At 62.1% G+C, this 22099-nt stretch carries 19 protein-coding genes; 5 read left to right on the top strand and 14 right to left on the bottom strand.

Annotated elements, in window-relative coordinates; genetic code table 11:
* Window positions 1–4: 4 nt before the first annotated feature.
* Window positions 5–1507 (bottom strand): cysteine--tRNA ligase, encoded by a 1503-nt coding sequence (gene cysS, locus DDD64_RS05145; protein WP_126135338.1) that lies wholly within the window; start codon window positions 1505–1507, stop codon window positions 5–7.
* A gap of 448 nt (window positions 1508–1955) precedes the next feature.
* Between cysS and DDD64_RS05140 the strand changes: the two genes are divergently transcribed.
* Window positions 1956–2975 carry an MFS transporter gene (locus DDD64_RS05140; RefSeq protein ID WP_241227418.1) on the top strand — a complete coding sequence of 340 codons (1020 nt, stop codon included), beginning with the start codon at window positions 1956–1958 and terminating at the stop codon, window positions 2973–2975.
* Between the two features lie 117 nt (window positions 2976–3092).
* Here the strand turns inward: DDD64_RS05140 and DDD64_RS05135 are convergent, their stop codons facing one another.
* The 3 genes from DDD64_RS05135 to DDD64_RS05125 form a co-directional block, all read right to left on the bottom strand.
* Complete coding sequence (locus tag DDD64_RS05135; protein WP_126135337.1) at window positions 3093–3635, bottom strand: CarD family transcriptional regulator; 543 nt, start codon at window positions 3633–3635, stop codon at window positions 3093–3095.
* A 136-nt stretch (window positions 3636–3771) separates the two neighbouring features.
* A complete protein-coding gene (locus tag DDD64_RS05130) occupies window positions 3772–4461 on the bottom strand; it encodes a response regulator (RefSeq protein WP_016443352.1) in 690 nt (229 codons plus the stop codon).
* A 9-nt stretch (window positions 4462–4470) separates the two neighbouring features.
* Window positions 4471–5652 carry a sensor histidine kinase gene (locus DDD64_RS05125; protein ID WP_241227416.1) on the bottom strand — a complete coding sequence of 394 codons (1182 nt, stop codon included), beginning with the start codon at window positions 5650–5652 and terminating at the stop codon, window positions 4471–4473.
* 181 nt (window positions 5653–5833) lie between these two features.
* On the opposite strand from DDD64_RS05125, the gene phoU reads away from it, so the two are divergent.
* The gene (gene phoU, locus DDD64_RS05120) at window positions 5834–6559 is read left to right on the top strand and encodes a phosphate signaling complex protein PhoU (protein WP_016443350.1); all 726 of its coding nucleotides are present in this window, start codon (window positions 5834–5836) and stop codon (window positions 6557–6559) included.
* A gap of 85 nt (window positions 6560–6644) precedes the next feature.
* Here phoU and DDD64_RS05115 read toward each other — a convergent pair whose 3' ends face one another.
* The 7 genes from DDD64_RS05115 to adhE all read right to left on the bottom strand — a co-directional run bounded on the left by DDD64_RS05115 (window position 6645) and on the right by adhE (window position 15507).
* On the bottom strand, window positions 6645–7514 hold the full coding sequence (locus tag DDD64_RS05115) for an anchored repeat-type ABC transporter permease subunit (RefSeq protein WP_126135336.1): 870 nt from the start codon (window positions 7512–7514) through the stop codon (window positions 6645–6647).
* Complete coding sequence (locus DDD64_RS05110; protein WP_016443348.1) at window positions 7511–8269, bottom strand: anchored repeat-type ABC transporter ATP-binding subunit; 759 nt, start codon at window positions 8267–8269, stop codon at window positions 7511–7513. The genes DDD64_RS05115 and DDD64_RS05110 overlap by 4 nt, the downstream gene beginning before the upstream one ends.
* On the bottom strand, window positions 8257–9363 hold the full coding sequence (locus DDD64_RS05105; protein ID WP_126135334.1) for a choice-of-anchor M domain-containing protein: 1107 nt from the start codon (window positions 9361–9363) through the stop codon (window positions 8257–8259). Before DDD64_RS05105 ends, DDD64_RS05110 begins: the two co-directional genes overlap by 13 nt.
* On the bottom strand, window positions 9360–11066 hold the full coding sequence (locus DDD64_RS05100) for an anchored repeat ABC transporter, substrate-binding protein (RefSeq protein WP_126135333.1): 1707 nt from the start codon (window positions 11064–11066) through the stop codon (window positions 9360–9362). Before DDD64_RS05100 ends, DDD64_RS05105 begins: the two co-directional genes overlap by 4 nt.
* A 392-nt stretch (window positions 11067–11458) precedes the next feature.
* Window positions 11459–12196 (bottom strand): phosphoglyceromutase, encoded by a 738-nt coding sequence (locus tag DDD64_RS05095; RefSeq protein ID WP_016443345.1) that lies wholly within the window; start codon window positions 12194–12196, stop codon window positions 11459–11461.
* Between the two features lie 132 nt (window positions 12197–12328).
* Window positions 12329–12481 carry a hypothetical protein gene (locus DDD64_RS08760; protein ID WP_154653577.1) on the bottom strand — a complete coding sequence of 51 codons (153 nt, stop codon included), beginning with the start codon at window positions 12479–12481 and terminating at the stop codon, window positions 12329–12331.
* A 113-nt stretch (window positions 12482–12594) separates the two neighbouring features.
* Complete coding sequence (gene adhE, locus DDD64_RS05090; protein WP_126135332.1) at window positions 12595–15507, bottom strand: bifunctional acetaldehyde-CoA/alcohol dehydrogenase; 2913 nt, start codon at window positions 15505–15507, stop codon at window positions 12595–12597.
* A gap of 555 nt (window positions 15508–16062) precedes the next feature.
* Between adhE and DDD64_RS09105 the strand changes: the two genes are divergently transcribed.
* Complete coding sequence (locus DDD64_RS09105; RefSeq protein ID WP_126135345.1) at window positions 16063–16209, top strand: ribbon-helix-helix domain-containing protein; 147 nt, start codon at window positions 16063–16065, stop codon at window positions 16207–16209.
* Window positions 16210–16258: 49 nt separating this feature from the next.
* Here DDD64_RS09105 and DDD64_RS05080 read toward each other — a convergent pair whose 3' ends face one another.
* The 3 genes from DDD64_RS05080 to DDD64_RS05070 are packed head-to-tail and all read right to left on the bottom strand — an operon-like array spanning window position 16259 to window position 19667.
* A complete protein-coding gene (locus DDD64_RS05080) occupies window positions 16259–18445 on the bottom strand; it encodes an FtsX-like permease family protein (protein WP_164545923.1) in 2187 nt (728 codons plus the stop codon).
* Between the two features lie 8 nt (window positions 18446–18453).
* Complete coding sequence (locus tag DDD64_RS05075) at window positions 18454–19149, bottom strand: ABC transporter ATP-binding protein (protein WP_126135330.1); 696 nt, start codon at window positions 19147–19149, stop codon at window positions 18454–18456.
* On the bottom strand, window positions 19146–19667 hold the full coding sequence (locus tag DDD64_RS05070; RefSeq protein WP_126135329.1) for a PadR family transcriptional regulator: 522 nt from the start codon (window positions 19665–19667) through the stop codon (window positions 19146–19148). The genes DDD64_RS05075 and DDD64_RS05070 overlap by 4 nt, the downstream gene beginning before the upstream one ends.
* 425 nt (window positions 19668–20092) lie before the next feature.
* On the opposite strand from DDD64_RS05070, the gene DDD64_RS05065 reads away from it, so the two are divergent.
* Both DDD64_RS05065 and DDD64_RS05060 read left to right on the top strand, forming a co-directional pair.
* Window positions 20093–21244, top strand: a complete 1152-nt coding sequence (locus tag DDD64_RS05065) for a trans-sulfuration enzyme family protein (RefSeq protein WP_126135328.1) — start codon at window positions 20093–20095, stop codon at window positions 21242–21244.
* Window positions 21245–21318: 74 nt separating this feature from the next.
* A complete protein-coding gene (locus tag DDD64_RS05060; RefSeq protein WP_126135327.1) occupies window positions 21319–22098 on the top strand; it encodes a transporter substrate-binding domain-containing protein in 780 nt (259 codons plus the stop codon).
* Window position 22099 lies beyond the last annotated feature (1 nt).

Genomic DNA, 22099 nt, shown 5'->3' with positions numbered 1-22099 from the left:
TCTCCTACTTTTCTTCCGCGCCGGTGGCGGATTCTTCTACGTTGGTGGCGGACTTTTCCGCGCCGGTGGCGGGTTCTTGCGCGTTGTCCAGGTGCCAGTGGGCTCCGTCCACCGAATCTTCCACGGCGATGCCGGCCGCGTGCAACGCATCGCGCAGCGCATCGGCGCGGGCCCAGTCTTTCGCGGCGCGCGCGGCCGCGCGTTCCTTCAGCATAGTATCGACGACGGCGCCCAGCGCCCGCGCGGTTGCTTTATCCGCCCCGGTGGAATTACGCCAGGGAGCAGCCAGGGGATCAAGCCCGAGCACATCAAGCATGGCCCGCACCCGCACCTGGGCGGCGCGCACGCCCGAGCTATCCCGCTCCGCGAGCGCGGCGTTCCCGCGGCGTACCTCCTCATGGATCGCGGCCAGCCCGCTCGAAACATTGAGATCGTCATCGAGGGCCCGCACGAATGCTTCGGGTAGATCCGCCGGACCCACCGCCGCAATTTCTTCCGCCGGTACTTCTTCACTGGCGGCAACCGAGCGTTCCACGAATCCGGCCAAGCGCTCCCACACCGCCCCGGCTTCCGCCAGGTTTTGCGGCGAGTAGTCCACGGTGGAGCGGTAGTGGACCGTTCCCAGCGCGAAACGCAGCACCGCCGGGGATACCTGCGCGGTAACATCCTCCAACGAGACGACATTCCCCAGCGACTTACTTATTTTTTCGTCATTAATAGTCACCCAGGCGTTATGCATCCAGTACCGCGCGAAATTCCGCCCCGCCGCGTGGGCCTGCGCCTGCTCGTTTTCGTGGTGCGGGAAACGCAAATCGATGCCGCCACCGTGAATATCAAATTCCTTACCCAGGTAGTGGGTGGACATGGCGGTGCACTCCAGGTGCCATCCCGGCCGCCCGCGCCCCCAGGGGGTATCCCAAGCGGCGCTTTCCGGTTCACCCGGCTTAGGTGCCTTCCACAGCGCGAAATCATGCGGATTGCGCTTATCGGCTTCCCCGCCTTCCTCATCCACCACCATATTTTCGAGCTTCTGGCGGGTGAGGGAACCGTAATCGGGCAGCGATGCGACGTCGAAATACACATTGCCGGGCTTGCCCACATAGGCGTGGCCCGCGTCAATGATTTCCTGGATAAGCGTGATCATCTGCGGAACATGCCCGGTAGCCCGCGGCTCATAGGTGGGATCGAGCACCCCGAGGGTACGGTAGGCGGCGCTGAATTCCTTTTCGAAACGGTAGGCCCAGGCCCACCACGGAGCACCGGCCTGCGCGGATTTATCGAGGATCTTATCGTCAATATCGGTGACATTGCGCACCAGGCGCACCTCATTGCCGCAGCGGCGCAACCACCGCACCAGCACATCGAAAGCCAGCGCGGAGCGAATATGCCCGATATGCGGGGACCCCTGCACCGTGGCGCCGCACAGGTACACACTGACCTTCCCGGGTTCCAGGGGAACGAAATCCCGGACGGCACGGACGGACGAATCATAGATCTTGAAGCTCACGTGGCCAGTTTACCCGCTCCCCGCCCGCCGGGCAGTGCCGTTCAACGCCCCGTTACCCTCCTCGCCTACGATGAAGCCATGCATAACACTTCTGCCGCGATGCCGGGCGCCAGCACCCCGCCGGCCGCCCCGCAGGCTGGCGCATCCGCCGCGCCGAGCGCTAGCACACCCGCGCGTTCCGTTCTTTTCAACCGCCGGGTTCTCCCCTGGGCGCTGTGGGACTGGGGTTCGGCCGCCTTCAATGCCGTTGTGACCACCTTCGTTTTCACCCCGTATCTTTCCAACGAAAAGTTCTTCGGGAACCAGGCCAATGCGCTCATCGGCTGGGGCTTGGCACTCGCCGGGCTGCTCGTGGCACTTATCGCCCCGGCGGTGGGGCAATGGGCGGACCGTTCGGGGAAGAAAAACTCCCTCCTCACCCTCACCACCCTCGTCACCATTGTGTGCCATGGCGCTGCTGTTCTTTGTGGCGCCTTCGCCTTCCTACCTGTGGCTCGGGGTGGTGCTGCTGGCCGTTGGCAATATCGTTTTCGAAATTGGCTCGGTAGTCTACAACGCGATGGTCACCGATATTTCAACACCGGCCACCCTGGGGCGCATCTCAGGTTTCGGCTGGGGCATGGGATACGTGGGTGGCATCGTGCTCCTCCTCATCCTCTTTATTGGCTTCATCAGCCCGGATACCGGCTGGTTCGGAGTGACGAGCACGAACGGCTTGAATATTCGCGTCTGCATGATCGCCTGCGCACTGTGGACGCTGATTTTTTCCGCCCCGCTCATGGTGCTCTCCCGCGATGAATCCCCGCGCGGGGAACAATCCCGCGGCGTCATCGCCGCCTACCGGGCTATTTTCCGCTCCATCGCGCGGCTGTGGCGCGCGGATCGCTCCACGTTCTGGTTCCTGATTTCCTCCGCTATTTACCGCGACGGCCTGGCCGGTGTCTTCGCTTTCGGCGGGGTGCTCGCGGCCCGCGTTTTCGGTTTCACTCCCGGGGAAGTCATGATTTTCGGCATCGCGGCGAATGTGATCGCGGGGGTTGCGACCATCGCTTTCGGGTGGTTGGAAGATATTATCGGCGCGCGCCGCGTTATTTTAATGTCGCTCACCCTTATGATCGCGTGCGGCTGCGTATTGTTCTTGATGCACGACGCCGGCAAATCCCTCTTCTGGGTCTTTGGCTCCCTCCTGTGCATTTTCGTGGGGCCGGTCCAGAGTTCTTCGCGTACCTACCTGGCGCGCCGCGCCGGCCGCGAGAATAGCGGCGAGCTTTTCGGCCTCTATGCCACCACCGGCCGCGCGGTTTCTTTCCTCACCCCGGCGCTTTACTCAGCTGCGATTATGAGCTTCGGTGCGCTGGCCGGGGTAAGCGGAGATGCCGCGGCCCACTACGGCATCCTCGGTATCATCGCGGTGCTTGCGGTGGGGCTGGCTGCCTTCTACGGTTCGCTGCGCGCTGGCCGGCGGTGATGGACTGAGTCGCAGCTGGCCGGGGGCGGCGCGGCGTCGTACCACCATGATTGAAGCGGCCCGGGAAATTCCCGAGGCCGCTTCAATCACGTGTATCTGGGCGCGAGGCCCCGCTCTTTAGTTGGATGAGGCGGACGCCGCAGCGCCTTCTTCCGAGCTGGGTTCCCGGCCTTCGTTACCTTCGGCCAGGATCGCATCAAGAAGCTCACCGGCTTCTTCTTCGCTCAATTCGCGGGCGAGGGCGATTTCCGAGCAGAGGATCTGGCGCGCGCGCTGGAGCATCCGCTTCTCCCCCGCCGAGAGGTGACGATCCGTATCCCGGCGCGTGAGGTCACGCACCACTTCGGCTACCTTATTAACATCTCCCGAGGTGAGCTTTTCGGTATTCGCCTTGAAACGCCGGCTCCAATTGGAAGGTTCTTCCACATCCTGTTCGCGCAGAACCCGGAACACCACTTCAAGCTGATCTTCGTTGGAGACATCGCGGACCCCAACTTCCTCGATGGATTCGGCCGGAACCTGAATGACCATATCGCCCTGCATGACGTTAAGCGTGAGGTAGGTGCGCTTTTCACCCCTGATAATCTTGTCCGAAATATCAGTAATTTCCGCTGCCCCGTGATGCGGGTAAATAACGGTTTCTCCGACCTTGAACGGCATTGAATCAGAACCCTTTCTCCGCTGCGCGTTCGCGCAATATGCGCATATCCGATAGACATTTTACCATTGACGGTGTAGTCTCTGATCTTTTTTGCGCTGCAAGCCACAAAGGGCTGCGGTGCGGGCCACAGCTTCGCTATTCAGAAACCAGCTTATAACCGAGCCCACGCACCGTAACCAGCGCGGTGGGCGCGGAAGGATCCACCTCAATCTTCGAGCGAATCCGCTTGACGTGCACATCCAGGGTCTTGGTATCACCCATATAATCAAGGCCCCAGATACGGTCAAGAATCTGGGGGCGGGTAAGCACCCGATCCGGATTACGCAAGAAGAGTTCAAGCAGCTCGAATTCCCGCAGCGGCATGCTGATGAGTTCTCCGCCCACATACACTTCGTGCTTATCGGTATCCATTTCTACCCGGCCCACGCGCAGCACGTCTTCGTCCACGTCGTCCGCGGCCCCGGTACTCGCCCGGCGCAGCACCGCGCGCACCCGCGCCACCAGTTCCCGGTAGGAATAAGGCTTGGTGACATAGTCATCCGCCCCTACCTCCAAACCGACCACCTTATCGATTTCTGAATCCTTGGCGGTGAGCATAATGATGGGCACATCCGAGGTGGCTCGAATCCGGCGGCACACTTCCTCGCCGGACATGCCCGGAAGCATGAGATCAAGAAGCACCACATCGGGGCGCGCCACCCGGAATTGTTCTAGGGCGGCGGTGCCATCCGCGGCGGTGACCACCTCGTAACCGTCCCGGCCCAGGTTGAATGCGAGGGTGTCACGGTAGGTAGGTTCGTCATCAACAACAAGAATCGTGGTCATGGTGTTTTGTTACTTCCTCTCCGAATGCTCAAGCGCATTAGTTTCAGGGCTGGGAGCCGCCTCGGGAATATAGGGTTCGGGTAGGCAGATGGTGAAGGTGGAGCCCTGGCCTACCTTGCTCCATAATTTGATGCGCCCGCCGTGGTCTTGCACCACATGTTTGACGATGGCGAGGCCGATCCCGGAGCCGCCGGAATTACGATCCCGGGCCGCATCCCCGCGGTAGAAACGCTCAAAAATACGTTCGCGTTGCGCCGCGTCAATTCCCTCTCCTTGGTCGACGACGGAAATAAGCACCTGCCCATCTGCCAGCGATGTTGCTACCGAGACCCGCCCGTGCGGCCGGGTATAGCGCACCGCATTATCCAGCAGATTGCGGATCGCGGTGGCGAGCATGCGCCTATCGCCGTAAACCGTGAGGCCCGGCTGCCCGCCGCTCACAATTTTCACCCCGCGATTAGCGGCTTCCACATCCATGCGGGCCACCGATTCGGCCACCACCGCATCCACATCAACAAGTTCCGTGGTGGTGAGGGCATTACCCTCTTGGAGGCGCGAAAGCTCGATAATATCCTGCACCAGGCCGCGCAAGCGCACCACTTCGGTATCTAGCTGGGCGGTGAAATGCCGGACCGCTTGCGGATCATCCGCCGCGCTTTCCAGGGTTTCCACCAGCAAAGAAATTGCCCCCACCGGGGTCTTTAATTCATGGGAAACATTCGCCACGAAATCGCGCCGGGTTTCTTCCAGTTTGAGCTTCTCGGTATTGTCCTCGAAAAGCACAAGCACCCGCCCACCGGACAGCGGCGCGGCGTAGACCATCAGGCGGGTATCGCTCTGATTTTTCAGCGTGGATCGTTTAATGGAGAGCGGGCGGGAGAGCACCTCCCCGGTATCGCGCACCCGCGCCACCAGTTGGATGAACTCCGGGCGCACCAGGCGATCATCGCGCACCAGCCCGAAACTATACGCTTGGGTAGAGGCCCGTTCCACCACGTCAAGGGCGGACACCAGCACAAAGAATTGCGGAATCGCCTCGAGGACTTTCACGGCGTCCTCCACCGGCTCTACCGGCGCGGTCACCCGCAATGGGCGCAGCGAACGCTGCGAATAGGCGAAAGCCAGGGAGGCGATAATGCCCACGGCGATCCCCCCGCAGACCGCGGCAAGCACAGCGATTCCTTCAACCATGGTTCCAGACTAGCCTGTCCGAGCGCGGCCTGGCACGCCCGACGGCTCCGAAAGCCCGCTATTTACCTACTGTTTACGGAATATGCCGCTAGTGTTAACCCCATACTGCTGAAATAAGACCTGTGGTGCGCCGCCGTGCGCTACAAACGCGCCCGCGGGCGCACAGAAATGAGGAGCTTTAATGCGTCAAGAATTCCGCAACGAAATGAAGACGCTCGAGGAAACGCTTGCCAAGCAGGCTCGCAGCGCCGCTCGGGCGATGGAACACGCCGCAGATTCGCTGCGGAACGCCAACCTGGCCCTGGCGGAATCGGTTATCGATGCCGATGCGAATATTGATGAGCTGCAGCGTCAGATTGAAGATATGGCTATTTCGCTGCTGGCGCGCCAGGCGCCGGTTGCCTCGGATTTGCGGACCGTGGTGACTGCCATGCGCATCGCTATTACCCTGGAGCGCATGGGTGATCTGGCCCGGCACGTTGCCTATATCGCGCGCGGGCGTTTCCCCGAACGCGTGGTGGGCGGCCCCGGCTATGACCTGCTCGTACGCATGGCCGATGAGGCCGTGCGGGTGGGCCGCCAGGTGGAAGAGCTCGTGCGCAAGCAGGATCTTGCCATCGCCGACGAGATTGACGAACGCGATGAAGTTCTTGACGATCTGCACCGCCAGTCCTTCCAGCTGGTTCTCGACGAAGATAACGGCATGAGCCACCAGGAAATCGTGGACGTGGTGCTGCTGGGCCGTTTCCTGGAACGCTACGGGGATCACGGGGTCACCGTGGCGCGCCGTATGCACTTCCTGGTCACCGGCTTGCGCGTGGATGTGGAATCCACCCCGGGCACCGAAGAAGAAATGCTCGGTGGCGATTTCCCCGCAGGTTTCTCCGCCGGGGATATGGAAGATTAATACAGCACTACCGCCGCTCCGGCCAGGATCGCGTGCCAGCTAGGCAGGCGGCCGGCTGGCTGCGGCGGCGTCGTACGGGCCTGTACTACGCGCGGTCGCTACCGCGTGCGGTGCGGGCCCGCACCAGTTTCCCGCGCACCGGAACACTTAGCCACACGATGGCGAAAAGCGCCGTCGTGACCAGCACGATAGCCGCGCCCGCCGGGATATCCGCCGCCCAGGAAAGCCACACCCCCACGAAAGCGCTGGCGCACCCGAGGAGCGGGGCGAGCAGCATCATCGTGCCCACCCGGTCGGTCAGCAAGCGGGCGGTGGCGGCCGGGGTGACGAGCAGCGCCAGCACCAGAATATTGCCGATGGACTGTACGGAAATGACCACCGCGAGCGCCACGGTGAGGTAGAGGCACACGTCCACAAGCAGGACGCGGGTGCCGGTGGCGCGCGCGAAATCGCGGTCCACGCTCACGGAGAGCAGCGCCGGGTGGAGCACGGCGAGGAAAAGAAGCACGGCCGCGGCCACGATGGCGGACGTGAGCACGTCGGAGCTATCCACACCGGTGAGCGAACCGAAAAGGAAAGATTCGAGGGACCCGGTGTAGCCGGGGATGCGCGCGATGAGCGCCACGCCGAAAGCGAAAGCCGCGGCCATAAAGATGCCGATGATCGAGTCTTCGCGCAGGTTGCGGTTTTGCGAGGCGAGCGCGATAAGAAGGGCGACGACGCCGCCCGCGACCGCTCCGCCCACCAGTATGGAACCCTGGAGCGCGAAAGCGATGACGATACCGGGGAAAACGGCGTGGGCGAGGGCATCTCCTAGGAAGGACATGCCGCGCAGGACCACGTGTACGCCCACCGCCCCGCACACGACCGCGGAGAGCATGGCAACGAGGAGCGCGCGCGGGAGGAAGCCGAGCACCGGATTGGATAAATCGGCTAGAAAATCGAAGAAACTCATGCTTTCACCATTCCGAGGACGCGCAGCAGCGGCGAGGAAGCCCGCACTTGGAAGGTTTCCATCCACAGGTCGGCGCGGAGGATATCGGCGGGCGGACCGGCCGCGATAATTGTGCGATTGAGGAGGGCCACCCGGGTGGAAATATCGACGGCCTGGGTGAGGTCGTGGGTGGACATAATAATTCCGGCCCCGCCGGCGCGCAGCGAGAGGAAAAGATCGGCCAGGGAATCCTGGGTGGGGTGGTCGAGTCCGGTGAAGGGCTCGTCCAGGAGGAGGATGGCCGGGTCGCGTACGAGGGCGCGCGCGATGAGGATGCGCTGTTGCTGCCCGCCGGAAAGCTGCCCGATGGGCCGACGCCGCATCTCGAATAAATCGACCCTATCGAGCGCGGCATAGACCTTTTCCCACGCGTTCCGCCCGAGGCGGGTGCGGGCGAGCAGCCCGCGGCGTTCCAGGCCGGTGGCCACCAGTTCTTCCACGCTCATGGGGTAACCCCATTGGGTGGCGCGCGACTGCGGCACGTAGCCGATGGCACGGTGTGGGCGGCCGGGCCGGACCCGCTCCCCGCGCACCTCAATCGTGCCCGCTGCCGGCGTGAGCAGCCCCATAATGCTGCGCATGAGGGTGGTTTTCCCGGCGCCGTTCGGGCCGATGAGGCCAACGAGTTCACCGGCTGCCACCTCGAGGTTGACATCGCGGAGCACCCGCACTCCCCCGAGCACAACCGCCAGGTCACGGACCGTTAATGCCGGCACGATTCCTCCCCTTCCGCGCCATCGCGGGTCTGGGTACGGGCCGCGAGCGCGGCGGCCTGGTGGCGGCGGCGTGAAGCACGCGCCCCGATAAAGCCGGCGGCAATGAGAATCACAGCACCGGCGCAGCCGATAACAACCCAGCGCAGCGGGATCTCCGCTTCGCCGCCAGCGGGGTTCTGAGCACCGTTCGCGCCCGCTTGCGCCGTACCGGATTGACCGCCGCCGGATTGCCCCGCCCGGGCGTTATCCGCGGCCGAGCCGGTGGCAGCTGCACCATCGCTGCCGCTGGGCCACTGGGCCGCGCGGGCGGCGTCGGCAGAAGTATTCGCACCCACCGCGAAACGCAAGGTCACGGTTTTCTCCACCTGGGTACCGTCCGTAAGCTGGGCGGATACCGTTAGGCGCACCAGGTGTACGCCGGGCTGGGTGAAAACCCAATTGGCGTGGGTGTGGGTATTGAGGGAAACGTGGACCGGCTGCGAGGTAGCCACTTCGGAATTCCACAGCAGGGTGGGTCCGGAGAAGTTCCCCGAATCGACGAAGGCGGTGAACTGGCCTTCACCGGCGTGCCCGCCGTAGGTGAGGGCCACATCCCCGTTGACGCGGCTGACCACGCCGGGATCCTGGGTATTCCAGCCCAACCACACCACGTCAGCGAGCTGCTGCTGCGGGATGACGTAGGCGGGGCCGGAGGCATGAATAAAGGAGTAGGCGTCGGTGGCGGGCACCTCCATGCGGGCCGCATCCCCCACCCGAAAGACCACGTCATCCACGGAACGCCATACCGGCGCGGCACCCGAATCATCGCGCACCAGGAAATCCCAACCGGCATCCGTCAGGCGCGGGCCCATATCCACGTGACCGGAGCTGATCTCTACCGGGGTGCCGGCCGGGGCCAGCTGCTCATCCCCGCTCACCGTTTGAGTGAGGGCCGGGTCAACCGCGGTGCTGGAGCCGGGCGCGGTGGGTGCCGGATCCGGATGGGCGAAGGCGCGCGCGGGCAGCGTCAGCACCAGGGCACAGCTGAGCGCAGCTACAACCAGCGCGGCGAGACTGCGTGCACAAACAGAGCGGACGTTGGCAAATCGAGTCATGAGTTATCCTTCGTGGTTTCGGTGGCAGGAAGCTGGTCGGCAGCGGTTGCCAGGGGCAGACGCGGCACCTCATAATCGGGAGGCCAGGCCGGCAGTGCGCCCGGGTCGAGGCAGTTTTTCAGGGCGCGGCCATTGGCAATCATCATGGCTTCGTAGGTGGTGGCAGCGCCGTCGAAAGAATCAGAATAGAGCTGGCAGACCGCCACGCCCGCCGCGCTCGCCACCGCCCGCAGCTCTCCGGCGTGCGACGCCGTGGTCGGTTCCCCGAAAACAGCGGGAACACGCAGGTCCATGAGTGTGTGGGTGAGATTGGCGAGCTGGCGCGCGGAGGGTTCCAGCGCCGGATTCGGAGTGACGAAACCGACCGTGTCCAGGCCGTAAGCGCGGGCCAGATAGCCGAAGCCATCGTGCGCGGTCACGAGCTTGCGTTGCCGCGCCGGGATCGAGGCGACGACGCCGCGCAGCCACTCATCCAGCCCCTGCAATCTGGCGATATAGGCTTGCGCATTCGCCGCGTACGTCGGGGCGCCGGCGGGATCCAGGGCGCTGAGCTCGGCGGCGATGGTTTCCACGTAAGCAACGGCATTGGAGGCATCCAGCCAGAGGTGCGGATCAACATCGCCGTGCACGTGTTCCCCCAGAACCGCCTGGGCCAATACCCAGCTGGTATCCCCGGCTCGCCCCAGGAAACGCCAGGCGGGATCACCGGGAATATGGGTGGCTACGGTGTGCGGGACCGCGATGACCGCACTATCCGGGGATACCTCCGTGGTACGGGCCGATTCGATTTCCCCGCGCAGGGTAATGGCGCCGCTATCGGCCATGGTGATATCCACGTGGCCGGCGTCGATCACGCGGCTACGCCCGGTTGTGGCCGGGTCCACCCCGACCGCAAAGACCACTGTTTCTTCCCCGAGACTGCGGCTCTGCCCGTTTTCCTGCACTTCGGCGCGCATGCGCAATTCGTAGATACCGGGGGCGGAAAAAGCCCAGGACATATGGGTATGGGCCTGGGCCGGAAGATCCACGTGCCCGAGTTCGTCACGCGAGGAATCGATATAGACCTTGGGCTGCCCGAACGTTCCGGTGGTGAAAGCGGCGAGGGTGCCCGGGCCGGTAACCGAGAGCGCGCGCAGCGAAACAATGGGAGCGGAGGTGGTGGGAGCGGACGGTGCGGCGTCGTTCCCCTCCTGCGACTGGGACGCAACCGGTGCACCGGCCCGGAAACCGAGCCACACGGTGCTGAGCGCCGCATCCTCCACAAGTGCGATATGGCGCGCGCCGTATGCGACGGCCGCCTCACCCAAACCGACGTTCTTCACGCCGGGGCGCCTGGTAGCATCCATGGTGGCGAGCAGCGCTTGGTCTTCCAGCAGCAATTGGTTGGAGAAGACGATGTCCGCCCGGGCCAGTTCCCGCAATGACCGCAGTGACGGTTCAAAAGAATGCGGGTCCGCCCCGGGCGGCACAAGGGAGGTCACCTCACCCCGCTCGCCCAGAACGTTCTGGGCGAGGTCCGCGAGTATCGGAGTGGAGGCGACTACCCGTGGCGCATCGGAGTTCCGATCGCCAGTTTCGGCGCGGGTCCTCACTCCCGCGGCCGAAACACTACCCGCCAGCGCTTCCTGGCTCCCACCGGAAGGGATACCGGCGGGGCAGACCATCGCGAGGATGGACGCGACGGCGGGTAGCAGCTTCATCATGCTCGGACACACACCTCCGGATACGTGAATCCAGGCCGCCGGGTGGCGGCGCTGCGCTCGGCATGCGACCGGGCGCTTCACAGGCAGCGGCCGAGCCGCCCATAAGCCGTAACGATAACCGTTATCATTACCAGCTCAATGGTAGGGGGTGGGGCGAGCTTGGACAAGGCCCGGCCGCGAAGCCGTGACTGAGTTCATAGCCGGGCCGTGCTGGCGGGCACCCGGAGCTTCAATGGCCCTGAGCGGTACGGCTAGCGTGCATGCCGGCCTCGGATCAGCGGGCCCGCAACCCCGCCACACAGCGCGCCCGTGGTTAACAAGCAGCAGGGCCCCGGTATAACCGGAGCCCTGCTTGACTCTTAGCCCTCTAACTTAGCGCTAGAGAATGCGAATTACTTGCCCTGGTTGGCAACTTCCGCGATCTTCTTCTGCGCTTCGGGATCGAGGTAGGTACCACCCTTCTTGACGGGCTTGAGGGTTTCCTCATCAAGCTCGTACACCAGCGGAATGCCGGTGGGGATGTTCACGCCCACGATGTCATCATCGGAGATGTCATCAAGGTACTTGACGATGCCGCGCAGCGAGTTGCCGTGCGCCGCAATCATGACCGTTTTGCCGGTCTTGATAGCGGGAACGATATCGGATTCCCAGTAGGGCAGCGCGCGCGCGAGCACATCCTTGAGGCATTCCGAGCGCGGGATCGGCTCACCGGCGTAGCGAGGATCCTGATCCTGCGACCATTCCGAACCGAGCTCAATGGCCGGCGGCGGAACATCATAGGAGCGGCGCCACTGCATGAACTGCTCTTCGCCGTATTCGTCGCGGATTTCCTTCTTGTTCTTGCCCTGCAGCGCGCCGTAGTGGCGTTCGTTCAGGTGCCAGGAGCGCTGCACCGGGATCCAGTGGCGATCACATTCATCCAGGGCGATATTCGCCGTGGTGATCGCGCGCCGGAGCAGCGAGGTGAAGAGGAGGTCGGGGAGGATGTTGTTCTCCTTGAGGAGCTTGCCGCCGTGAGCGGCTTCCGCACGCCCCTTCTCCGAGAGCGGCACATCAACCCAACCGGTGAACAGGTTCTTTGCGTTCCAATCGCTCTCGCCGTGGCGGAGCAATACCAGTGTGTAGGTCATATCGTTATTCTTTCATGTCACGGCGCGGGTTACCACGCTCTTTGCCAGGAACTTAAAGGGGAACGACGGCGCCCGCGCCCGGCATCACTGCCGGCCGCGCGCGGACCGGGCCACCAGCGGCTTGATAGCCGATTAGCAGCCCGGCGCGTTCGATTCCACCGAGCAGGATCCGGGACCCGAGGAGCTCGGATCGGAACTGGGGTTATCCGAAGGGGATGAGGAACATGAGGCCAGGGCTAGCGAGCACAGCAGCGCTCCCGCCACAGTCAGTAGTTTCTTCTTCACCTTACCCACTCTACCGATGGAAACCCGCCGGAGGCGAGCCTTGAGGCCCAGCGCGGCGGGCGCCGGACTGCGTGTCCCCGACGCCCGCCACCTGCCAGGCTGGCTTTGCTGGCTTAGTTCGCCGCGCCCTCAGCTGCGCCGTCGTTCTTCTTCTCAGCCTTGGCGCCCTTCGCGGACGCCTTCGCGGAAGAGCCGCTCTCAAGCTGGGTATCAACGAGTTCTTCAGCGGCGGGATCATCCTGATCGGCTTCGGCGTGCTCGAGGCTGGCCTTGGCCTTGTGATCGTAGATCTCTACCTGGGCGTTCGTGGCCGATTGCGAGGCAGAGGGCCGGCTGGACTCATCCTTGCGCACCTTCGCGGCCTTGCGACGGGCCGCCTCACCGGTGCCGAGGTCAGCGAGCACGTCCACACCGCGCGAGGCAGTGTAGCCGACTTCGCCTTCGAAGGCGTCGATGATGAGGGTGCGCAGCTCGGAGACGAGCGGGGCCTTCGGGTTGGCCGGGGTGCACTGGTCCTCGAGGGCGCGGTCGGCGAGCCAGTCAAGCTTGGGCTCGAGCGCTTCCCAAGTCACCCCGTTCGCCTTGAGGCTCATCTCAATACCGAGATCCTCGGCGAGCTTGGTGACCTCGTCGATGAGGGACTGCACGCCCTCTTCGGTGGTCGAAGCCGGGAAGCCCATGTAGCTCGCGAATTCCGCGAGGTCTTCGTCGGCGCGGTAGTGCTCGTAAGCAGGGAAGATGGAGTGCTTGTACGGCTTGGTGGCATTGTAGCGAATAACATGCGGCAGGAAGATCGCGTTGGTGCGACCGTGCGCAATATCGAATTCACCGCCAACCTTGTGCGACAGCGAGTGGACAATGCCCAGGAACGCATTGGCGAAGGCCATACCGGCCATAGCCGAGGCGTTGTGCACCTTTTCCTTGGCTTCCATATCGCCTTCCAGCACGGACTTGCGCAGGTTGGCGAAGATGAGCTGGGCGGCGCGGATGGACAGGCCGCGGGTGTAATCGCTAGCCATCGTGGAGACGTAGGATTCGATGGCGTGCGTAAGCGCGTCCATACCGGAATCGGCCGCGGTGCGGGCCGGCACCGAGTCCACGTACTGCGCGTCCACAATCGCCACGTTCGGGGTAATCGCGTAATCGGCGAAGGGGTACTTGACATGGGTTTCGGCGTCGGTAATAACCGCGAACGGCGTACATTCCGAACCGGTACCGGACGTGGTCGGGATGGCCACGAACTGCGCCTTGCGCCCCAGCTTCGGGAAGCGGTAGGTGCGCTTGCGGATATCCATGAACTTCTGCTTCATGCCGAAGTACGAGGATTCGGGGTGTTCGTAGAAGAGCCACATGGCCTTCGCGGCGTCCATGGGAGAACCGCCGCCCAGGGCGATAATGCAATCGGGCTGGAATTCTTCCATGAGTTTCGCCCCGCGGAACACCGTGGTCGAGGAGGGGTTGGGTTCCACGTCCTGGAAGATGTTCCAGGCGACGTCGTCCCGGCGGGCCTTGAGGTGATCGATAATAACGTCCACGTAGCCGTTCATGACCATGCCCGGGTCGGTGACGATAAAGACACGCGAAATCGCGGGCATCTTCTGCAGGTACTGCGTGGAGTACCGCTCGAAGTACGTCTTCGGCGGAACCTTGAACCACTGCATATTGTTACGCCTTTCCGCGATTCGCTTGACATTAATGAGATCGGTAGCGCTGACGTTATGCGAAACGGAATTCCGCCCGTAAGAGCCGCAGCCGAGCGTCATGGAGGGGATGAGGCCGTTGTAGACGTCACCGATGCCGCCCAGCGCGGAAGGAGCGTTAACGATAATGCGGCAGGCCTTCATACGCAGGCCGTATTCGCGCGCCACGTCCTTGTCTTCCGTGTGGATGACCGCGGTGTGGCCCAGACCGCCGAAGCGCAGCAGCTTTTCGGCCACGTCGAAGCCTTCGGCATCGCTTTCCACGGTGGTGTAGCCGAGCACCGGGCACAGCTTTTCGCGCGAGAAGGGTTCTTCAGGGCCGAGGCCTTCGAGCTCGACGAGGAGGATCTTCGTTCCGGTGGGAACGTCAATGCCGGCACCTTCCGCGATGCGGTCCGCGTTCATACCGACGACGTCGGCACTGATCGTGCCATCTTCCTTGACCATGAACTTGGCCAGGGCTTTCTTCTCTTCGGGCGTGACAATATGGCACCCCATGCGCTCAAATTCGGCCAGGAGTTCCTCGCGGATCGAGGCATCGATCACGAGGGACTGCTCGGAGGCGCAGATCATGCCGTTGTCGAAAGTCTTCGAGAGGATGAGGTCGTTGACGGTGCGCTTGACCTTGGCGGTCTTGTGCACGTACACCGGGGCGTTACCCGGGCCCACGCCCAGGGCCGGCTTGCCGGTGGAGTAGGCGGAGGCCACCATGCCCGCACCCCCGGTGGCCAGGGCCAGGGAGATGGAATCGTGGTTGAGCAGGGTCTTCGTGGCTTCCAGGGAGGGAGTTTCAATCCACTGGATGCAGTGTTCGGGGGCGCCGGCGGCAATCGCGGCGTCCAGCATGACCTGCGCGGCGAGCGCCGAGGACTTTTGCGCGCTGGGGTGGAACGCAAAAATAATCGGGTTACGGGTCATGATGGAGATAATGCACTTAAACATCGTGGTGGATGTCGGGTTGGTCACCGGCGTCACCCCGGCAATCACACCCACGGGCTCAGCGATCTCGATAATGCCCTTCTGCTTATCCTGCCGGATAATGCCCACAGTGCGGTCATACTTGATGGAATTCCAAATATATTCCGTGGCGAAAAGATTCTTGACGCACTTATCTTCGTAGAGGCCGCGGCCTGTTTCTTCAATGGCGGCCTTGGCGAGCACCATGTGCTGATCAACCCCGGCAAGGGCCATCGCGTGCACAATCGCATTAATCTTTTCTTGATCGAAGGCATCGAATTCTTCGAGGGCGGATATTGCCTGCGATGCCAAGCGATCGATCATGTCACCAACGTTGGTGCGGTCACCAGTTTGCTGAGTGGTAGCCATAGTTCGCTTTCTCCCAATGGATCCGCGCCTGTGTCACCTTCGGCATATAGCGCGCCCCGCGCTGCGGGAGACCCGCGGTGCGGGAGCGACGCCGGCTCTTGACGAACCATGCGCGTTTCCGTACGAGCCGTGATGCCGGTTGCCGGCTCCATCGTCGCTCGCGCCTTTACTTTAGCGAATGAAAGATGCCTGCGTTGTAGCGCAGCTCGCACCGGGCGCGCCGCGGGGTTCCCGGTGGTAAACTCGGGACTTTCTGCCCGTTACCTGCGGTTTTACGCGCCGGAACCGCGCTGAAAATCCCTGAAAATTCCTCAGAAAATCGCGGTTTGCGCGCGCGGCCCAGCCCGAAAAGTAAAAGTCAGACAACTTCGCGGGACTCATGTCCCCTTCTTCGCCGTGCGCAAAGTTATTTTTTTCACGACGGCGCCAGCCTGGCAAGGGGCACTCAGGAAGGCGGCGTGGAGTTTCGCGGGGCTCCCCGCACCGCTGGCAGGAGACGTTGAGGCGAGCAGGGTGAAGTTTCGCTTTTCTCAAGAGCCGCACCATTCCCAGAGGATGCGGTATATGTTTTCACACCTGTACTACGTATGTAATACGTGTGCAGTACAGCTTCCGCCCGAGGAAATTAAAGCTATTGACGCCCGCGCACGCGAGCGGAATGTGACACGCTCCGAGCTGATTCGAGAAGCCGTCTTAGCGTGACGATCTCTTCTCAGGGCTCAGCCAGGAAATACCTACAGCGCCGAGCCCGCTACTCCCGCGCGTTATTGGCCGGCTCGCTCACCCGGCGCAGCGCGGGTACGAGTGCCAGGATCGCGAGGAGGGAGAAGCCCAGCGCAGCCAGCAAGGCCAGCAGCAATACAGGCGAGAACGAGGCATCCAAGGTGGTCGAGCGCATCTCCATGAGCAGCCAGCCCGAGCCGAAACCGGCCGCCGTTGTCAGTGCGGCAATGACCGCCAGCGGGAGCACCGACTCCACCACGAGCATCGCGGCCAGCTGGCGCACCTGCATGCCGCTCAGGCGCAGGGTCAGCAAAGAACGGCGTCGTTCTAATAACCCCGCGTACGTAGAAACCAGCAGCGACACAATCGCCACTGCAAACGTCAGCGCAATTCCGGCGTAGACGAGGTAGGTCATCGTTTCCACGGTCTTGTCCACCGCCACCGCGATACCCCTCCCACCGGCGAAAACATAGATATCGCCCGGCTCGCCCAGCTGCGCATTCATGAGGATCGTGCGCACCGCTTCAATATCGCCCGGTTCGCGCAGGGACAGCAGCAGCGCGCGGGCCTGCCCGGAAATATGCGCGCTGTGCTCTTCTTGCACGGTTCCGGCTAATTGCGTGGCATCACGAGCTTCGACGACGGCGCCCGGTGCATCGGCCAAGTCCCAAAAATTCACGCCCACTACCCCACTGCCCTGGCACGTGAGTCCCACGTACCGCTCGGTGCCATCGCAGGGAAGCACCACCCAGGACCGCGCGAGATAGGGCACCGTAAGGGCTCGGGCGCCCGGGACATTCGCGGGAATCGCCCGGGCCGCGGCTTCGGCCTGCTCCGGGCTGAGGTTCGCCAGCACCGCGGTAGTGGCCGGCATCTTCTCCGCCACCGTAGGAACCTGCGCGCCCAGGAAATCCACCTCGGAAACCGTCGTAATAAAGAAGGTACCGGCGAAAAGCGCGAGGATCACCCCGGAAACCGAGCGGGCGATCCGCCCAGAATGCGCCCGCACGTATTTTTGGCCGATAATCATAGGAGCCCGCCGCGCCCACCGCGCGCTCAGGCCAGCCAGCGCGTAGATCAACCAGCGCGCTGCCGCCACCAGGCCAAACATCATGATGACCACAGCCGCCAGGAAAAGAGTTTGTTCGGAGTTCGTGGCATTATCCGCTTCGCTGGTGACATACAGATAGCCGAAGATCGCGCAGGCCAGCGCGATACCGGCGAAACTGAGAGGAGAGGGACGGCTGGGGGTACGGCGGCGTCGTACCACCCCTAGGGGCGTGGCATCAATACGCCGCAGCCCCCACAGATTCGCCCCCACCACCATCGCAATAATCGCGAGCGCGACGAAGGCGTACGCCAGCGGCGTGACCGCGAGAGACTCGGCCCAATAGCGCCCGCGCGCCAGCGGAATCTCCGCGAGCAGCGGCCGCGCTACCACGAAAAGGGCCACACCCAGCACATACCCGACCGCCGCTCCTACCAGCGCCTCGAGGATGAGAATCCCGCGCACCTGCGCTGTGGTGGCCCCCACTAGGCGCAACGTGGCGTAACGCTGTTCGCGCTGGGCACTGCCGAGCGCAGCCGAAATAGAAATAAGGAAAAGCACCGGGAAAAGCAGGACGACCAGGCCGATGAGGAGCAGGATGAAATTCGGGTCACTGCCACTCGACCCGGCCGGCTCGAACGAGGCCACGCTGTGCGCAACACCCACCTCGCTCAGATCTGCACCCACCACGGCGAGGAGGTCGTCCGGGCCGTTGGTGAATTCTTGCGGCAGCGTGCCCCGATCGGTGGTTCCGAAGCGGCCGGCCACCGCGGGATTCGCGCTGGTTTCCAGCAGGGTGCGGGTCCCGCGCGACAGCAGATATTCGCCGCGGCCCGGCCAGGTGATACCGTGCAGCTGCGCCGGATCGCTCACCCCGGCTGCGTCCACATACAGAACCTCCACCTGCGCCCCACCGACCACCGCGAGGTCATCGATACCGGGGCGATATATTTTTATATGCGACGACGCCGCAGCTGCGGGCACATCCTCAACATACGGTGCATTATGCAGTGCCTCCTGCCAGGATTCGGCGGTGCGGTCGAAAGTCGCGTGGGTGAAAGCGGCGAAAGCGAGCAAGAGGACGGTTCCGAAAGCAACCGCGCCGGTAATAAGAGCGAGGCGTCCCTTGGTTTGGGTGAGGGATTGGCGTACCACGATCCAGGCCACGTGCATGGTTAGGCCTCCAGGATTCCGTCGTGGACGATGACCTCGCGGTCCGCGTAGGCGGCGATGGTTGGTTCGTGGGTGACGAGGACGACGGTCATGGTGTGTTCGCGGGCCAGGCGCACCAGGCCGCTCATCACGTATTCGGAGTTGAGGGAATCGAGGGAGCCGGTGGGTTCGTCGGCAAAAAGAATGCTGGGACGGGGGCACAGCGCCCGGGCGATGGCGATGCGCTGGGCTTCCCCACCGGACATTTCGCCAGGCAGTGCCTTCGCGTGGTCCGCTAAACCGACGCGCTCGAGCCAGTGATACGCCGTGGCGTAGGCGGTGCGCTTAGCGGTGCCGCCCAGCAGAAGCGGCACCGCGATATTATCCAGGGCGGTGAGCTCCGGGACGAGCTGGCTGAATTGGAAAACGAAGCCGAAATCCTCGCGGCGCAAGCGAGTGCGTTCATTATCGGACAGCGCGGTGAGTTCGCGCGGCTGGTTTCCGGCACCCGCCGGAACCGGGCCGAAGTAGGAGACCGTACCGCTATCGGGAAGCTCGATACCGGCCAGCGCGTGGAGCAGAGTAGATTTACCCGAACCGGAGGGCCCCATAATAGCCAGGATTTCCCCGCGCTGGATCTCCAGGCTCACGCCGCGCAGCGCGGCCGTTTTCCCGTAGCTTTTCCTGAGATCCCGGGCGGAAAGAATATTATCGCTCATAGCTCCTCCTTGAGCTGGTCGAGACGCGAGGAAGTCAGTTGGATCCAGCGCAGATCCGCCTCGATATGGAAAATAGCGCTATCGAGAAGAAGTTTTTCAGCCAGCGGGGCGCCCTGCTTGCGGGTGGTGAGCTCGCGCATACGCTGCTGGTGGGTGGCTCGCTGCGCCTTGAGATAGCGGGAGGCATCCCCGGTCACGAGGAGCGCGAGAATCGTTTTGAAATAGAGATCCTCCTGGAGCGCGAGCGCCGGGACTTCCGGGGTGGCCAGCCATTCGCGTAAGGAGTGCTCTCCGGTAGTTGTGAGTGCGTAGCGGGTGCGGCTCGGGCCGCCGGAGCTTTCATGATCATCCACCTGCGTCACCTTGGCATCGCGGGCCAGCCGCGCGAGGGTGGCGTATACCTGGCCGGCCAAAATCGGCTTATCCCCGGCGAAATAGCGGTCATAGAGCTTTTTCAACTCGTAGCCGTAACTCGGTTCGCGGGTAAGCAAACCGAGGAATGCGTACTGAACTTCCATCCCACCACCAACTATTCACTCAGTAACTAGTTCAGCTAGTCACTGAGTGTATAGCTATGGATGCGGGAGGCGCAAGAGGTGCGGGAAGCGCGGGAATTGCGGTGATAGCCAAGCACCCGCGCGGGGCGGCAGGCGCGGCGTCGTCGTATTACCGCAGCTCAACACGGTAGAAAGCCGCGAACGGACTTTCCTCACCCGGTTTGCGTCTCACGCAGTTTGCCGTTATCCTTTCAACCATGGCTAATAACACCGTCACATTCGTATCCGCCTCCATGGCTATGGGTACCTGCATGTGCATGTGTATGCCTATGTGCATGTCCTGCTAATTTCAGCTAGCACATTCTTATCGCCCGCAGCGGGCACAATTCCCCCTTATTTTTCGGATAGCACTATCCGTAATTTCGCGTACCCAAAATGGATTAACTATGCCTCAACCCTATTCTTTTGCCACCCGAGTTGTTAACGACTACTCCGCCTCGCGCCCCGATGATCAATACCGCGCTGTCATACCTCCTATTTATCTGGCATCCACATTCGAGCAACCCACCGACGGCTCCGCGGGGCCGTACGGGTATCAGCGCAGCTCCAACCCGACCCGCGGCTCTGTTGAATCCGCGGTTGCGTACGTGGAAAACGCTAAGCACGCGCTGGCTTTTGCCACCGGGATGGCCGCCACCGCGACGGTCTTTTCCTCTCTGACAACAGGCGACCGCGTATTACTTACCTCGTCAGTTTACGGAGGCACTTTCCTACTGGTCGACGAATTTTTCACCCGCCGCGGGATAACCGCCGAGTTCGTAGACGACTTCAATGAGTTGACGGAAGTTCCCGCAGATACCGCGATGATATTCCTGGAATCGCCCACCAACCCCACCCTCCGGGTTACCGATATTTCCCATGTCGTATCTTTGGCTAAAAAAGTAAATGCCAAGGTCGTGGTTGATAACACCTTCTCAACCGCATACCTGCAACGGCCTTTGGAACTGGGCGCAGATGCCGTCGTTTACTCGGGCACGAAATATTTTGGCGGACATTCCGATGTCTTAGCCGGTTTTATACTGACCAATGACGACGAATGGTATTCCAGCCTGAAGATAGCCTCCAAGGCACTCGGCAATCCCCTCTCGCCTTTCGATTCTTATTCGATTCTGCGCGGGCTAAAGACGCTTGTTATCAGGCTCGAACGCCAACAAGAAAATGCCACAATCCTCCGGAACTACCTCGAGAATCACCCGTCCGTGTCGCGGGTATTAGCACCCGGCTGGTATTCACCCAAAGAAAAGGAGATTCACACCCGCCAGTCGAAGGGCGACGGCGCACTATTCGCCTTTGAACTTGCTGACGGCATCGACTTCCATACCTTCGCAAAGAATCTGAAGCTTATGCGCTTCGCGGTTTCTTTGGGCTCCGTGGAAACCCTGATCTGCCACCCGGCAACCATGATCCACGAAAATCTGAGCCCGGAAGAACGCGAAAAGGCGGGAATCTCTGACCGTCTGCTGCGCCTCTCTGTTGGCATCGAGGACGTCAACGATCTCAAAGCCGACCTAGAAAATGCCCTATCACATATCAGCTAAGGGAACCGTCAAGTAACCGAACCATCAAATATCCGAACCATCAAGTACCCAAACCATCAATTAAGGGAACCGCAATGAAGAAAATATTTAAGGTGCTGGCTGCCGGACTTGCCGCTGTGACCGTCTTGAGCGGTTGCGGAGCCAAGAAAGACTCGCTGGCCCAGATCGAAGAAACCGGAAAACTCAAAGTAGGCATCGAGGGCACCTTCGTGCCCTACGGCTACCATGACAAATCAGGCAAGCTGGTGGGCTTTGAAGTGGAGATCGCCCAGCTCATCGCCCAAGACCTCGGCGTTGAACCCGAATTCGTTGAGACTAAATGGGATTCCCTCATTGCCGGCCTCGACACGGGCAAGTATGACATCGTCATCAATAACATCAACCCGACGGAGGAGCGCCGGAAGAAATATGATTTCACCGCTCCTTACGCTATTTCTCGTTCAGAGATCCTGGTTAAAAAGGGCTCCGGCATTACCAAGCTGGAAGATCTTAAAGGCAAGAAGTGCGCCCAGACTCCGTCTTCTGACTACGGCCAGACTGCCGCCGCAGCTGGCGCCGATATCGTGCCCAGCCAAGGTTTTTCTGAATCAACCCAGCTAGTCATTAACTGCCAGGCAGACTGCACGGTTAACGACGTCGTGACGGTTTCTGACTTCCTGAAGAAAACCTCCGCTACCGATCTGGACGGCATCAAGGTGCCCGGCGCCGAGCCGGTGCAGATTTCGGTCATGCTGGCCAAGGGTTCTGAACCACTCAAGGAGAAACTCAACGAATCTATTGCCAAGGGCCTGAGCAACGGCTCCTACGCAAAGATCTTTGAGAAGTACATCGGCGAAGATATTTCGCCTAACTAAA

Source organism: Actinotignum sanguinis, from assembly GCF_003957255.1.
Classification (GTDB): Bacteria; Actinomycetota; Actinomycetes; order Actinomycetales; family Actinomycetaceae; genus Actinotignum; species Actinotignum sanguinis.
This window is presented reverse-complemented; position numbering and strand designations above follow the sequence as displayed.